This is a genomic window from Nocardioides flavus (ex Wang et al. 2016) (assembly GCF_014653115.1).
GTDB classification, from domain to species: Bacteria; Actinomycetota; Actinomycetes; order Propionibacteriales; family Nocardioidaceae; genus Nocardioides; species Nocardioides flavus.
On record NZ_BNAD01000004.1, the window covers coordinates 122,984 to 137,355 of the forward strand.

Annotated in this window: 14 protein-coding genes and 1 pseudogene; 7 read left to right on the plus strand and 8 right to left on the minus strand. The window is 73.0% G+C overall.

Translation table 11 applies throughout. The features are described from left to right. Positions 1-7 precede the first annotated feature (7 nt). On the minus strand, positions 8-910 hold the full coding sequence (gene metF, locus IE200_RS09255; protein WP_229856326.1) for a methylenetetrahydrofolate reductase [NAD(P)H]: 903 nt from the start codon (positions 908-910) through the stop codon (positions 8-10). 63 nt (positions 911-973) lie between these two features. Between metF and IE200_RS09260 the strand changes: the two genes are divergently transcribed. Next, positions 974-2,038 carry a polyprenyl synthetase family protein gene (locus tag IE200_RS09260; RefSeq protein ID WP_191279189.1) on the plus strand — a complete coding sequence of 355 codons (1,065 nt, stop codon included), beginning with the start codon at positions 974-976 and terminating at the stop codon, positions 2,036-2,038. A gap of 165 nt (positions 2,039-2,203) precedes the next feature. On the opposite strand, the gene IE200_RS09265 is transcribed toward IE200_RS09260, so the two are convergent. Beyond that, complete coding sequence (locus IE200_RS09265; RefSeq protein WP_191279190.1) at positions 2,204-2,638, minus strand: barstar family protein; 435 nt, start codon at positions 2,636-2,638, stop codon at positions 2,204-2,206. Positions 2,639-2,714: 76 nt separating this feature from the next. Then, positions 2,715-3,086 carry an Rv2175c family DNA-binding protein gene (locus IE200_RS09270; RefSeq protein WP_191279191.1) on the minus strand — a complete coding sequence of 124 codons (372 nt, stop codon included), beginning with the start codon at positions 3,084-3,086 and terminating at the stop codon, positions 2,715-2,717. Positions 3,087-3,177: 91 nt separating this feature from the next. Between IE200_RS09270 and IE200_RS09275 the strand changes: the two genes are divergently transcribed. The 6 genes and pseudogenes from IE200_RS09275 (at position 3,178) to IE200_RS09300 (ending at position 9,210) form a co-directional block, all read left to right on the plus strand. After that, complete coding sequence (locus tag IE200_RS09275; RefSeq protein WP_191279192.1) at positions 3,178-3,978, plus strand: glycoside hydrolase family 16 protein; 801 nt, start codon at positions 3,178-3,180, stop codon at positions 3,976-3,978. 230 nt (positions 3,979-4,208) lie between these two features. Further along, a complete protein-coding gene (locus IE200_RS20725) occupies positions 4,209-4,949 on the plus strand; it encodes a lytic transglycosylase domain-containing protein (protein ID WP_229856329.1) in 741 nt (246 codons plus the stop codon). A 107-nt stretch (positions 4,950-5,056) separates the two neighbouring features. Further along, positions 5,057-5,992, plus strand: a pseudogene (locus IE200_RS21185) (protein kinase domain-containing protein); the annotation flags it as partial. 228 nt (positions 5,993-6,220) lie between these two features. Then, positions 6,221-7,222 (plus strand): PASTA domain-containing protein, encoded by a 1,002-nt coding sequence (locus IE200_RS21190; protein WP_407940982.1) that lies wholly within the window; start codon positions 6,221-6,223, stop codon positions 7,220-7,222. A gap of 18 nt (positions 7,223-7,240) precedes the next feature. Then, entirely contained in the window at positions 7,241-8,140 is a 900-nt protein-coding gene (locus IE200_RS09295) for a DMT family transporter (RefSeq protein WP_229856333.1), read from the plus strand. 59 nt (positions 8,141-8,199) lie between these two features. After that, the gene (locus IE200_RS09300) at positions 8,200-9,210 is read left to right on the plus strand and encodes a zinc ribbon domain-containing protein (protein ID WP_191279194.1); all 1,011 of its coding nucleotides are present in this window, start codon (positions 8,200-8,202) and stop codon (positions 9,208-9,210) included. Here the strand turns inward: IE200_RS09300 and IE200_RS09305 are convergent. The 5 genes from IE200_RS09305 to IE200_RS09320 form a co-directional block, all read right to left on the minus strand. After that, complete coding sequence (locus tag IE200_RS09305) at positions 9,188-10,189, minus strand: threonine aldolase family protein (RefSeq protein WP_191279195.1); 1,002 nt, start codon at positions 10,187-10,189, stop codon at positions 9,188-9,190. The genes IE200_RS09300 and IE200_RS09305 overlap by 23 nt on opposite strands. A 277-nt stretch (positions 10,190-10,466) precedes the next feature. After that, complete coding sequence (locus IE200_RS09310) at positions 10,467-11,429, minus strand: hypothetical protein (protein ID WP_191279196.1); 963 nt, start codon at positions 11,427-11,429, stop codon at positions 10,467-10,469. Continuing rightward, positions 11,402-11,527, minus strand: coding sequence for a hypothetical protein (locus tag IE200_RS21030; RefSeq protein ID WP_268245537.1), 126 nt, complete (start codon positions 11,525-11,527; stop codon positions 11,402-11,404). Before IE200_RS21030 ends, IE200_RS09310 begins: the two co-directional genes overlap by 28 nt. A gap of 68 nt (positions 11,528-11,595) precedes the next feature. Continuing rightward, on the minus strand, positions 11,596-12,933 hold the full coding sequence (locus tag IE200_RS09315; protein WP_191279197.1) for a class II 3-deoxy-7-phosphoheptulonate synthase: 1,338 nt from the start codon (positions 12,931-12,933) through the stop codon (positions 11,596-11,598). Between the two features lie 89 nt (positions 12,934-13,022). Then, entirely contained in the window at positions 13,023-14,372 is a 1,350-nt protein-coding gene (locus tag IE200_RS09320) for a metallophosphoesterase family protein (protein ID WP_191279198.1), read from the minus strand.

Genomic DNA, 14,372 nt, shown 5'->3' on the forward strand with positions numbered 1-14,372 from the left:
GACAGGCTCAGACGGTGATGCGCAGGTTGGCGAAGATCTCGCGCGTCGCCCGTGAACGGTTGAGCGTGTAGAAGTGCAGTCCGGGCGCCCCCGCGTCGAGCAGCGCCTCGCAGAGCTCGGTGGCGATCTCGATGCCCTCGGCGCGCAGGCGCTGCGGGTCGTCGGCGTACGGGGCGAGGCGTGCCGTGACCTCGTCGGGCAGCTGGCGACCCGAGAGCTCGGCCATCCGCTCCATCGAGCGCAGGTTCAGGATCGGCATGATGCCGGGGATGATCGGCAGGTCGGCCCCGACCTCCTCGGCCCGCTCGACCAGGCCGACGTAGTCGGAGGCGCGCAGCACCATGTCGGTCACGGCGAACTCGGCACCTGCGTCGTACTTCGCCTTGAGCACGCGCGCGTCGGTCTCGAGGTCCGCTGCCTCGACGTGGCCCTCGGGGAACGCGGCCACGCCGATGCGCATGTCGGTGCGCTCGCGCACCAGCGCCACCAGCTCGTCGGCATAGGTGAGCCCCCCGCGGGTCGGTGTCCAGGGCGATCCGGGACCGCCCGGCGGGTCACCGCGCAGGGCCATGACGTGGCGTACGCCGGCTGCGCCCAGGTCGCGCAGGATCGCGGTGAGCTCGTCGGTCGTGTGGCCGACGCAGGTGAGGTGCGCGACCGGCAGCATGCTGGTCTCGCGGGCGATCCGGGCGGTGATCGCCACGGTGCGGTCCCGCGTGGTGCCGCCCGCGCCGTAGGTGACCGACACGAAGGTCGGGCCGTAGGGCTCGAGCTCGGTGATGGCCTGCCAGAGCTGCTGCTCACCGGCCTCGTCCTTGGGCGGGAAGAACTCGAACGAGAACGACCGTCCCCCGCTGTCGAGGAGCTCGCGCATGCTCAGGTCCCGACCCGAGTCCCATCCGTGCGTCATGCGCAACAGCCTACGGACGACCGCGCCGGACGCGGCTCCCGTCCCACTGTTTAGTCTGGATCGGTGACGACCTGGGACCCCGCCGCCTTCCGTGACCAGGTCCAGGAGGTGCTCGACGCGTTCCTCGACGACCGCGAGGCTGAGCTGGCCCCGCTCGGTCCCGACGCCGGCCGGCTGCTGGCGGAGGCGCGTACGGCGGTGCGTGGGGGCAAGCGGTTCCGTGCGGCGTTCTGCCACTGGGGGCACCGTGCGATCCGGCCCGACGTCGAGGACGAGCTGGCCCTCGCCCGGGCCTGTGCCGCGCTCGAGGTGCTGCACGCGAGCGCGCTGGTCCACGACGACTACATGGACGCCTCCGACACCCGGCGCGGGCGCCCCGCGACGCACCGCGCGTTCGCGGCCGAGCACCGCGCCGCCGGGTGGCGCGGCGACCCGGAGCAGTACGGCGCCGCCGCAGCGATCCTGCTGGGCGACCTGCTGCTGGGGTGGGCCGAGGACATGCTGCGGCGCAGCGGCTTCGCCGCCGCCGACGTCGCCTCCGGCCTCGCGCTCTTCGAGCAGTGCCGCAACGAGGTCATCGCTGGCCAGTTCCTCGACGTGTCGGTGCAGGCGCGTGGGCGGGCCGACGTCGACACCGCGATGACGGTGCTGCGCTACAAGTCCGCCAAGTACTCCATCGAGCGGCCGCTGCACATCGGAGCCGGGCTGGCGGGCGCGACCGACGAGCAGATCGAGCAGCTGACCCGGTTCGGGCTGCCGCTCGGCGAGGCCTTCCAGCTGCGCGACGACCTGCTGGGCGTCTTCGGCGACCCGGCCGAGACCGGGAAGCCGGCCGGCGACGACCTCGTCGAGGGCAAGCGCACCGTCCTGGTCGCCCTCGCCCTCGACGCCGCCCCGCGGTCGGCGGCCGAGCGCCTCGACGCCGCACTGGGTTCACCGCTCTCGGCTGCCGACGTCGACGAGCTGCGCGGGATCATCGACGACGCCGGCGCCCGGGCGCAGGTCGAGGCCGTGATCGGCCAGCTCGCCGACCACGCCGTCGAGTCGCTGCGTGCGGCCGACGTCGACGACCACGCCCGCGAGGTGCTGATCGAGCTCGCGGCCGCGGCGACCCAGCGCACGGTCTGAGCCCCTGCTGTCGCCGGCGGCGCGGTAGTCCAGTGAGCTCCTGCTGCCGGCGGCTCGGTAGTCCAGTGAGCTCCTGCTGCACCGGGGCTCCCGGCACGACAGGACGCCACTGGACTACGCCCCCAGCTGCCGGGAGGTCGTGGGCGTACGGCGGCCGGGCGGACGTCAGTCCAGGCTGGTGACGCCCGGCAACGGAGGGCCGTCGCCGCGCAGCAGCACCGAGAACGGCACCCCGCGGTCGGCGTTGACTCGCGAGCCGAGCACGGTCAGGGCGATGTCGAACGCCTTCTCGTCAGCGCGCGCCAGCGTCGCCCAGCCGTCCCAGAGCAGCACCACGCCGTCGCGTCCCGTGCCGATGTCGTGCAGGTTGTCCGCGAGCTCGTCGAAGCCGTGACCGTAGGAGTCGGGCAGGTCCAGTGCCTTGCCGACGGCGGAGAGGAACGCTGCCTTGCTGTCCGCGACGGTCCAGCCGTCGACGTGGCCGAACCCCCAGCCGGCGTGCTCGACGGTGTGGCGCACGTCGTCGACGTCGAACGCGCCGTGCCACAGGTGGATGCCGGGTGGTTGGTGCCCGGCGAGGACGGCGGCGAGTCCGCTCACGGCTACCTCCAGAGGTGTGGCAAGGACCGACGTCTCGACCTTGCTCCCGGGCGGCCGGCGGGTCAAGGGCCGTTGGTCAGTACTCCAGCACCTGGGCGCGCCGCTTGACCTCGCTGCCGCGGTTCTCGCGCAGCGCGTCGATCGGACGCCCCGGGAGGTCGTCGTCGGTGAACAGCCAGGCGATGCACTCGCGGTCGTCGAAGCGGTGGTCGTGCAGCAGCGTGAGCAGGCCGGGGAGGCCCTTGACCACGAGCCCGTCCTGGATGAAGTCGGCCGGGACCTTGGGTCCCGCGCCCGGCACGGGGACCGCGGCCGCGAGCTCGTGGTCACGGATCATCGTGCGGACCTTGGCCGGCGTGACGCCGAGCCTCTCGGCGACCTGGGTCCAGTCGAGCCACTCGGGGACGAGAGCGGCCAGGTCACGGTCGGCGAGGGGGGTGTCCGTCATGGCTCCAGCCTAGGAGAGCCGCCGGCCAGGTGCTAAGTCCCGCCGCCGCGGGAGTTGTCACCTGCGGCAGGCGGTCCGTAGCGTGCCGTGGATGCACCCCCTGAGATCCGCACTCGCGGCTGCCCTCGCCGGCCTGCTGGCGCTCACCCTCTCCACGTCGGTGTCCCCGGCCTCGGCCGACCACTACGAGGGAGCACCGGGTCCGGTCCACGCCGGCAACACGTTCGGCTGGTATCAGCACGGCGTGTTCCGCCAGGAGTTCATCGGCCCGAAGCCGGCGTACTGGAAGAAGAAGGGTCGCGGAATCGTCCGCACCCAGAACGGCATGCTCACGCTGATGAGCACCAAGCGTGGCAGCGTGTCGGCCACGCTCGACCTCAAGGGACACACGTACGGGCGCTGGGAGATCCGCATGCGCGCGCGCACGATGTCGAAGGTCACGGGCGGCACGCCCTTCAAGGTCGTCACCGAGCTCGTGCCCGGCGGCACCCGGGACCAGCACTGCGGCGGTCGCGACATCGGGATCGAGAACTTCACCCTCGGCACCAACACGGTGAAGTCCTACATCCACACGCTGCCGAACAGCTCCTACCGGGGCTTCCTGGGACGCCACCTGCGCAACGACCGATGGCACACCTACGGTGTCGAGGTCGCCAAGGACCACATCTCGTGGTTCGTCGACGGCCACGTGATCAACACCGAGCGGCGCGCCGACGCCCTCGACCCGGTGCCGCGGCAGCTGAAGTTCGAGCTGCGTGCCCAGAAGGGCAAGCGGATGGACCCGGCCAGGATGCAGATGGACTGGATGCGCTACTGGACGATGCGCGCGCCGAACGAGAAGTCCGTCAAGGCCCCGCAGTTCGAGCTCAGCACCTTCAACGGCGCCTGCTGACGCACGGCTCCCGACACCTGTCCGACCGCGAGGCGGCGGCCGGTCGCGCGACACGCCCGACCCGGTCGTCGCCTCGCGTCGTCGTACGCCGGTCGCTAACGTCGAGCGCTCGTTCGCGCGCTTCCCCCTCGGAGGACCTCGGCCCCCGGGCGCAGCGGACGGGACCAGGAGCGACACCCGTGACCCGACCAGGCCCCCGACATCCCTTCCGTCCCCGCACCCGTCGAGCCGTGCGCGCCGCCGTCGGACTCGTGCTCGCCGCGACCGCGACGGCCGTGCACGCCGTGCCGGCCCACGCCGACCACGAGCGGCTGCCGGCGGACCGCACGCTCGTCCCGTACGTCGTGGAGCCCGGTGACACCGCCTCGGGCCTCGCGGTGCGCCTCGGCGCGTGGACCGCGGAGGTCGTCTCGCACAACCACCTCGACCGGGACGGCACGCTCCGGGTCGGCCAGCGGATCGAGGTCCCCGTGGTCGGCAGGTCGGGCGGCAGGACGGGCGGCAGGACGGGCGGGAAGGACCGCGGCACGACCCGTACCCGGATGTGGCAGCACCCGGACCCCGACCGCGAGAAGGTCCGCCGGGTGATCGCCGGCGCCGCACGCAGCCACGGCGTCGACCCGCAGCTCGCCCTGGCCGTGGCGTGGCAGGAGTCGGGCTGGCAGATGGGCGTGGTGTCGAGCGCCGACGCCATCGGTGCGATGCAGGTGCTGCCGTCGACCGGGCGCTGGATGGAGCAGTACGCCGGGCGCGACCTCGACCTGCGCAGGCTGGGCGACAACGCGAGGGCCGGCGTGCTGCTGCTCGACCTCCTCTCGCGCCACACCGACCGCCGCGCGCACAAGATCGGCGCCTACTACCAGGGCCTCGGTGCCGTCCGTGAGCACGGCCTCTACGGGGAGACGAAGCCGTACGTACGCAACGTCGTGGCGATCAAGCGCCGCCTGGAGGCGGGGCGCCCGCTGGCGTGACGCCACGCCGGGGCGCCGCCAGGGCGTGGTGCCAGGCGCTGCTTCCGTACGATGGGGTCGCCGGATCCTTCCCCGTCACTCCCTGGTCCGGCGCTGGAGGTCGAGCAGTGGAGCCACCCGAGCACGCCCGCGCGACGGCGCCCGGTGCCGCTGGCGACCCCTTGGTCGGACGCCTGCTGGACGGTCGCTACCGCATCGGCGCCCGGGTGGCGCGCGGCGGCATGGCCAGTGTCTACGAGGCCACCGACACCCGGCTCGACCGGCTGGTCGCGGTCAAGGTGATGCACCCGGGCCTCGGCGACGACCAGGAGTTCGCCCAGCGGTTCGTGCGCGAGGCTCGGGCCGCGGCCCGCCTGAACCACCCGCACGTCGTGGGCGTCTACGACCAGGGCGACGACTCCTCCGACGGCACCGACACCGTCTTCCTCGTCATGGAGTACGTCCCCGGGCACACGCTGCGCGACGTGGTCCGCAAGGAGGCGCCCATGCCTCCGGCCCGCGCGCTGGCCCTGCTCGAGCCGGTCGTGTCCGCGCTCGCGGCGGCCCACCGCGCCGGGCTCGTCCACCGCGACGTGAAACCGGAGAACGTCCTCATCGCCGACGAGGCGCACGGCGGGCGGGTCAAGGTCGCCGACTTCGGCCTGGCCAAGGCCGTCAGCGCCGACACCCAGCACACCGCGACGGGCGGCGTGCTCATCGGCACCGTGTCCTACCTCGCCCCCGAGCTGGTGGTCGACGGTCGCTCCGACGCCCGGGCCGACGTCTACGCCGCCGGGGTGGTCCTCTACGAGCTCCTCACGGGCAAGAAGCCCCACGAGGGCGAGTCGCCCATCCAGGTCGCCTACCGGCACGTACACCACGACGTGCCGATGCCCTCGCTCCTCCAGCCCGGCATCCCCGACTACGTCGACGCCCTCGTCGCGCGCGCCACCTCCCGCGACCGCGGCCAGCGCCCCGCCGACGCCACCGTCCTGCTGCACCACCTCCACCGGGTCGAGCAGGCGCTGCGCGAGGGGCTGGAGTCCGACCCCGAGCTCGCCGCGGACCTCCTCCCCCGGCGTACACCCGTCGACGCAGGGGTCGACAGCGACGACGGGACCGGGGAGCACACGACCCCCGAGCCGTTCGACGCGAGCGCGCTGGCCCTGCTGACCGCGGTCGATCCCCGCGACTCCGGCCTGGTCGACGACGGCAGCCCCGACCGCACCACCGCCCTCGAGCGCCATCCGGCGCGACCCGACGAGCGCGCCGGCGGCCCGGTGACAGAGCCGATGCGGGCAGCACCCGGGGCGGCCGCCGCGGCCACGACCACCCGGCCCGTACGTCCCACCCCGCCCGGTCGCGCACCGAGCCGGGTGGGGCCCGTCGCCACGACCGCGCGCCGACGCTCGGTGAGAGGACCCGTCGCCCTGGTGCTCGCCGTCCTCCTGCTCGGCGGCGTCGCGGCCGGCGCGTGGTGGTTCGGCTGGGAGCGCTGGACCACGACGCCAGGCGTGCTGAACCTCGACGAGGCCGCGGCGACTGCCGAGCTCGAGGACGCCGGCCTGCAGGCCGAGGCGGGCGATCCGGCCTACTCCGAGAACGTGGCCGCCGGACTGGTCATCAGCACCGACCCGGAGCCCGGGGGCAGGGTGCTCGACGGCGGCGTCGTGACCCTCGTGCTCTCCCTCGGCCCCGAGCGCTACGACGTGCCCGACCTCGCCGGCCAGAGCGAGGACCAGGCCCAGGACGCGCTCGCCGCCACCAACCTCGACTTCGGCGAGAGCCGGGGGCGCTGGAGCGAGACGGTGCCGGAGGGCCAGGTCATCCGGACCCTGCCGAAGGCCGGCACCACCCTCAAGCCCGGCGCCACCGTCGACCTCGTGCTGAGCCGCGGTCGCAAGCCGATCGAGGTCAGGGACTTCACGGGCCAGTCGTTCGAGGCGGCTCGGACCGCGCTGGAGAAGCGTCGGCTGCAGGTGGCCGTGAGCTCCGAGCAGTACAGCGACACCGTCGCCGAGGGCGACGTCATCGCGCAGGACCCCGCCTCGGGCACCCTCTTCCGCGGGGACACCGTGTCGTTCGTGGTCTCCCTGGGCCCCGAGCTCGTCGAGGTCCCGCGCGTGCGGGCGATGGGCGTCGAGGCCGCCACCGAGCTGCTCGAGGGGCTCGGCTTCGAGGTCGAGACCGAGCGGTCCGACACCTACCTCGGACTCGGGTTCGTCTCCAGCAGCGACCCCGGGCAGGGCGAGGAGGTCCCGAAGGGCTCCACGATCACGCTCTTCCTCGTGTGAGGCCCTAGCGTTCCGTCCGTGCACACCCAGCAGACCCGGCGTACGACCCTGCTGGCGGCCCTCGTCCTGCTGACGGTGGCCGCGGGGTGGGGGTCGACGTTCTTCATGATCAAGGACCTGCTCGACCGGGTCCCCACGCTCGACTTCCTCGCCGTCCGGTTCACGATCGCCTCGCTCGTGCTGGTGCTCGTCGCGCCCCGTGCGCTCGCCCGCCTCTCCCCCGTCGTACGCCGCCACGCAGTGGTCCTCGGCGTGCTCTACGGCCTGGCCCAGATCCTCCAGACGGCCGGACTCGCGCACACGCCCGCCAGCATCAGCGGGTTCGTCACGGGCCTGTACGTCGTGTTCACGCCGCTGCTCGCCGCCGCCATTCTCCGCACCCGGATCCCACCGATCACCTGGGCGGCCGTCGCGCTGGCCACCGTCGGGCTGGGCGTGCTGGCGCTCAACGGGTTCAGCATCGGCTACGGCGAGCTGATCACGCTGGTCTCGGCGGTGCTCTACGCGCTGCACATCGTCGGGCTCGGCGCCTGGTCGACCGCGCAGGACGCGGTCGGGATGACGATCCTGCAGATCATCGTGATCGCCGTCGTCTGCACGTCGGCGACCGTGCACGACGGCATCGTGCTGCCCGACCGCACCGACGACTGGCTGTCGGTGCTCTACATGGCCGTGGCCGTCGGCGCGGCGGGGCTGCTCGGGCAGACGTGGGCACAGGCCCACCTCCCACCCACTCGCAGCGCCATCATCATGAGCATGGAGCCGGTCTTCGCGTCGTCCTTCGCCGTCTGGCTCGGTGGCGAGGACCTCACGACGCGCCTGGTGCTGGGCGGCGGCATGGTGCTCGTCGCGATGCTGACGGTGGAGCTCGCGCCCCGCAGGGTGGTCGAGGGCGAGGTGCCCCACATCGCCGTGTGACGCGCCACGCGTGACGGATTCTGGGCGTCGGGGTGGGCACGTCCGCCTATCGTGGGCGCGTGGACAGCTGCGTCTCGTGCGGGGCCGAGCTCGGCGTCGGTCGGTTCTGCCTCAATTGCGGGCACCCGATCGGATCGCCCGCGCCTGCACCGGCGCCCACGCCCGACCCGCCCCTCCCCCCGACCGCACTCGTCGAGCCGGTCGAGCCGGTCGCGCCGGTCGCACTCCCCGTCCAGGCGGCCGACCCCACCCCCGTCGCGCCGACGAGCCCGCCCGATGCCCTTCGGACGCCTGCCCCGGACGTCCCCGCGCAGCGCACCGATTGGGACCCGCGCGAGGACCTGCTCCCCTACGAGGAGGTCGACGACCTCGACAGCGAGGTGCCGGTCCGTGGTTGGGCCTGGCTCGGGTGGGTCGCCGGAGCGGCCCTGCTCCTGGGCCTCGCCTTCGTGCTGCTCCGGGTGCTCGCCAGCGACGACGTCGCGACGGAACCGACCGGCGAGCAGACGTCGAGCGTCACCCCGCCCGACGCGTCCGCCGAGGACGAGTCGGCACCCGCCGCGAGGTCCGAGGGGCCTCGGGGCGTCGGGCCCCGGACCGACTTCGCGCGGGGCGCGGGGTTCTCCGTCCCCGCGACCGCCCCGCCGACCACGGACCTCGACGGCACCCTGGTCGCCTACGAGGCAAGCCAGATGGGTGACGGCAACCCCGCCACCACGTGGCGCACGGCGGGCGACGCGACCGGCCAGACTGTCACCGTGACGCTCCCCGAGCCCGCGGTCGTCACCCGAGTCGGTCTGGTCAACGGCTATGCCAAGCAGGTCGCCGGCGTCGACTGGTATCCCAACAACCGACGCATCCTGTCGGTGACCTGGGGCTTCGACGACGGCACGACGGTCGAGCAGACCTTCGCCGAACGGCCAGGTCTCCAGCGGCTGAAGGTGACGCCCGTGCAGACCGGGACGGTCACCCTCACCATCACCTCGGTGACGCCTCCCGGCACCGGCCCCCTCGGGCGGGACTACACCGCGATCAGCGAGGTGGCGGTCATCGGCCGGCGAGCCGGCTGAGCACCACGGCCGCGCGCTCGGCGTCGGCGGAGCTGACGTCGAGGTGGGTGACGAGGCGTACGGTGCGCGGCCCCACCGCCGCGATCCGGACCCCCTCCGCGGCCGCCCGCTCCACGAACGACGCCGCGTCGGGGCGCTCGACCACGACGATGTTGGTCTCGACCGTCGCGGGGTCCAGGCCCAGCGCCTCGCCGAGGAGCCGTGCGTGGGCGTGGTCGTCGGCGAGCCGCTCCACGTGGTGGTCCAGGGCGTACGCCCCTGCCGCGGCGAGGACGCCCACCTGCCGCATCCCGCCGCCGAGCCGCTTGCGCCGTACGCGTGCCTCGGCGATCGCGTCCGCGGTGCCGACCATCAGCGACCCGATCGGCGCGCCCAGCCCCTTGGACAGGCACACCGCGAGGACGTCGGCGACCCGGCCGTAGTCGGCCAGCGGGGTGCCGGTGGCGATGTGGGCGTTCCAGAGGCGGGCGCCGTCCAGGTGGATGCGGGTGCCGGTCCCGTCGGCCCACGCGCGCAGGGCGCGCAGGTCGTCGACCGGCAGCACGGTGCCGCCGGCGAAGTTGTGGGTGTTCTCGACCGACACCGCAGCCGTCCGGACGAAGAACGGACCCATGTCGGGGGCGTGCATCGACTCGACCGCGGCCAGGTCGACGTGGCCGCGGGGGTGCGTCCAGGTCCGCATGGTGATGCCGCTGATCGCGCCGTGGGCCCCGAGCTCGGCCCGCGCGATGTGGGCGGACGACTCGCACAGCACCTCCTCACCCGGCGACACGACGCTCGCGACGGCGAGCACGTTGGCCATCGACCCGGTCGGGGTGAACAGGGCCGCCTCGTGGCCGAACAGCTCCGCAACCCGTTCCTGCAGTGCGTTGACCGTCGGGTCCTCGCCATAGACGTCGTCGCCCACCTCCGCGCGCGCCATCGCCTCGCGCATGGCGGCGGTCGGGCGGGTCAGGGTGTCGGAGCGCAGGTCGATCACGGTGGCGAACCTACCCGCCGTGCTCCGCTTCCGCCGGAGCGGTGCGTGAGACAGCTCTTGGCCTCGCCGAAGCTGCGTCACGCACCGCTCCTGCAGCGGTACGCCCGGCGGCGGTGCGTGGGACAGGTTCCGGCGCGACGAAACCTGCTTCACGCACCGCTCGCAGGACTCGTCAGGGACAGACCTCGTACGTCGTCGGTGGGCCGTTGCTCGGATTCGGCGTCACGGCAGCGGTCGTGGGACTCGCGCACGAGAGGGTCGGGGTCGGCGAACTTGTCTAGGGCTCGGGCCCGCCGCTCCCTTCCGGTGGGTCCGGGGTGTCGACCTCGGTGACCTGGGGTGGCGGCGGCCGGTCCTCCGACCTCGCGGCGTGGAGGTCGAGCGGGGTCAACACCATCCACGTGCCGTCGACCTGTCGCTCCCAGATCCCTCCGTGCTGCAGGGCGACGATGGCGCGGACCGCACCGTCGACCTCCAGGGCGGCGACGTCGGCGACACCGACGCGCGGGGGCTCCCCGTCGCACCCGTCGTCGGTGCCCACTTCCTCCTCGATGCGCTCCCGGTCCGCCACCGTCAGCTCGGCCTCGCCGACCCAGGTGCGACCCCCGTCAGTGGAGACGTCGACTCCGTCATCGTCCCGGAGCCGCCAGCACTGCTGCTCCACGCACGCTCGCCGGGAGGTCGACAGCACGCCTCCGGCGAGCTCGAAGTCGACGTCGCGGAAGGACCCCCGACCGTCGATGCTGAAGTCCAGGCCGTAGAGCCCGCCACCCACCAGCCGTGTCTCAACGCCTCGCGGCGGACCGATGAGCTCGCCCTGCACCACTCCGACCCGGGTGATGCCCCCGGACTCGTCGCAGGACGTCGCGCTCGTCGCCAGCACTCCGACCGGCAGCAGCGCCGTGCCGACCGCGACGGCGACCGTACGCCGCCAGCCGCGCGGAGCAGACGTCTTGACAGTCCGGTGGATGCGCCAGGCGGCGTACAGGGCGGGCAGCGCGACCAGGTCGGTGACGTCGGCACGGATCATCGTGGGCGTGCCGAAGAGGCTCCAGACGCTGCTCGTCACCGCAGCGCCGAGGTCCGATGTCTTGCAGAAGGCGAAACCCGCGCCGGTGGCGAGCAGTGAGACCGGCAACGCGCGGGGCGTACGCACCACGGCGAGCACTGCTGCCATGAGGAGCGGCGCCACCACCAGGCCGGCGACGTCGCTCAGCTTGCCGGTGACCCAGCCCGGCACGCCTGCTTGAGCACGTGGTCGTTGAGGACCAGCAGCACGAGCGCGAGCACGGATCCCGGGTGCGCGAGTGCGCGCAGCGAGGTCGACAGGTCCCCCATCGGGCCAGCATCAGTGCTGGAGCACCTCGACGGGGCACGACCTGCTCACGATCAGGTCACGATCAGGCTCAGGCCTTCCGGAGCATCTCCGCGACGAGGAACGCCAGCTCGAGCGACTGCACGCGGTTGAGCCGCGGGTCGCAGACCGACTCGTAGCGGTTGGCCAGGCCGGCCTCGTCGATCTCCTCGCCGCCGCCGACGCACTCGGTGACGTCGTCGCCGGTGAGCTCGACGTGGACGCCGCCGGGCCAGGTGCCGAGCGCGCGGTGCACGTCGAAGAAGCCCTGGACCTCCTCGATCACGTCGTCGAAGCGTCGGGTCTTGTAGCCCGAGGACGCCTCGAAGGTGTTGCCGTGCATCGGGTCGCACACCCACGCCACGTTGAGGCCCTCGGCGGTGACCTTCTCGACCAGGGCGGGCAGGCCGTCACGGATCTTGCCGGCGCCGAAGCGGGTGATGAAGGTGAGGCGTCCCGGGGTGTTGTCGGGGTTGAGCCGCGAGGCGTACGCGAGGGCGTCGTCGGGCGTGGTCGTCGGCCCGAGCTTGATGCCGATCGGGTTGCGGATCTTGGACAGCAGCTCGACGTGCGCGCCGTCGAGCTGGCGGGTGCGCTCACCGATCCACACGAAGTGCGCCGAGACGTTGTAGGGCAGGTCGGTGCGCGAGTCGATGCGGGTGAGGGCCTGCTCGTACTCCAGCAGCAGCGCCTCGTGGCTGGAGTGGAAGTCGACGCGGTGGAACTCGTCGGGGTCGGCGCCGATGGCCTTCATGAAGGTCAGCGCGCGCTCGATCTCGTCGGCCATCGCCTCGTAGCGCTGGCCGAACGGCGAGGACTGCACGAAGTCGGTGTTCCAGGTGTGCACCTGGCGCAGGTCGGCGTAGCCGCCGGTGACGAAGGCGCGCACCAGGTTGAGCGTCGCGGCCGACGAGTTGTAGACCTCGACGAGCCGTTGCGGGTCCGGGATCCGCGCCTCGGGGGTGAAGTCGTACCCGTTGACCGCGTCGCCGCGGTAGGCCGGAAGGGTGACGCCGTTGCGGGTCTCCTCGTCGGAGCTGCGGGGCTTGGCGTACTGACCGGCCAGGCGGCCGAGCTTCACGACCGGGACGGAGGCGGCGTACGTCAGCACGACCGCCATCTGCAGGAGCACGCGCAGCTTGTTGCGGACGTTGTCGGCGGTGACGCCGGCGAACGTCTCGGCGCAGTCACCGCCCTGCAGCAGGAACGCCTCGCCGCGGGTCACCGCGGCGATCTTCTCCGTGAGGTCGTCGCACTCACCCGCGAAGACGAGCGGCGGCGCGGTCCTCAGACGGGCCACGGCAGCGTCGACCGCCCCGGCATCGGGATAGGTCGGCTGCTGCTTGGGCCCGAGGGCGTGCAACTGCTCGAGGGTGGGGATCGCACTCACCCGACAAGGGTACGGCGCCCCGGCCGCCGCGCCCGAACCCTGACCGTCCCGTGGTCGGCGACGCGGTCGGCCCAGGGTCGCCTGCTGCCTCAGCCGCGAGGGGCGAGGACACCCTCGGCGTCGTCGACCCGCAGCCCGCCGGAGCGGGTGCGGCTGGCCACGAGCGTGCCGGTGACGATCGAGCGGAAGGGATAGCTGATCTCCCCCGGAGCGCCCTGCCGCGACGTGGTCCACAGGCGTTCGTCGTAGCCGACGGTGCCCTGGAACTGGCGGTTCTCCAGGACGAGCTGGTCGCCCGTCACCTGCCCGACGACGTAGGACGCCTCGCCGCGGTAGAACAGCGACCCGTGCGACACCTCGAGGATGCCGTCGCGGTGGCGCACGGTCTGGTCGTGGACCTCACCGGTGAGGTAGACGTCGACACCGCCGTCGACCATGGTCCGCCACAGGTCGGAGCGGCGACCGCCCTCGTAGACGAGGTGGGTGGAGTTGCGCACCCGGACCGGCCCCGGCATCGGGGTGTGGGCCTGCACCATCACCCACGGGACGTCGTCGCGTCGCGCCCGCCGCAGGACGCCCTCGAGCCAGCGGAGCTGGGCGGGGTCGACCGAGATGTGCACGTCTCCGCCGCGCCGCTCGAACACGTCGAGCGTCACCAGCAGCACGTCCGCGTCGAGCCGTACGGCGTAGGCCGTGCGTCGCGCCGGCCCGCGCCGCGGGCGCTCGTCGAAGCGGGGTCGGCCGTCGGCCCGGGTGAGCGCGTGGTCGGCGAAGATCTTCTTGAACTGCGGGACGTGGCGGAGCTTGAAGTCGACCCACGGGTTGCGACGGCGGGTGCGCCACGGGTCGTCACCGACCTCGTGGTCCCCGACCGCAGTGAACGTGCGCAGGCCGTGGTCCTCGAACCGCTCGAACCACGCGGGGAAGTAGACGTCGGCTGCGCGGCGCCAGGCGCGCAGCCGCTGGGCGTCGGTGCGCACGGGGCCGAACACGCCCGTTCGCGCGTCGTCGCGCCCCCACCGACCCTCGACCAGATCCCCCGGCACGAGCACGTCACGGGTGCCGTGGGAGGCCATCTCGTCGATCACCCGGTCGAGCGCGGTCTCGTAGGAGGCGTTGGTGGAGTTGGCGACCTCGCCGGTGCGCTTGACGAGGTAGGTCCGACGTCCGTCGGCGGTGAGGTCGGCGACGTCCTGGTTGAGGAAGTCGGGGGCCGAGACGAAGCGGTAGGCGTCGTCCAGGTCGGGCGCGGGCGGCACCGGAGGACGGTGCCGGGGCCCGCGTACGGCGGACTCGCGGGGCGAGACCTCGACGGTGGGGCCCAGGTGCTCGCTGCTCAGCGTGGCCCGCGCCGGCGGGGTGGGAGGCGTGACCGTCGAGCAGCCCAGGGCGCCGGCCACCAGCACCATCAGCACCGGCCCGAGAGGTCGTCGTGTCAC

Coding starts and splice junctions, on each gene's coding strand:
- metF (WP_229856326.1), bottom strand. CDS start 910: ATGACGCACGGATGGGACTCGGGTCGGGACCTGAGCATGCGCGAGCTC.
- IE200_RS09270 (WP_191279191.1), bottom strand. CDS start 3,086: ATGACGGACACCCCCCTCGCCGACCGTGACCTGGCCGCTCTCGTCCCC.
- IE200_RS09275 (WP_191279192.1), top strand. CDS start 3,178: ATGCACCCCCTGAGATCCGCACTCGCGGCTGCCCTCGCCGGCCTGCTG.
- IE200_RS21190 (WP_407940982.1), top strand. CDS start 6,221: ATGCGGGCAGCACCCGGGGCGGCCGCCGCGGCCACGACCACCCGGCCC.
- IE200_RS21030 (WP_268245537.1), bottom strand. CDS start 11,527: ATGGGGGACCTGTCGACCTCGCTGCGCGCACTCGCGCACCCGGGATCC.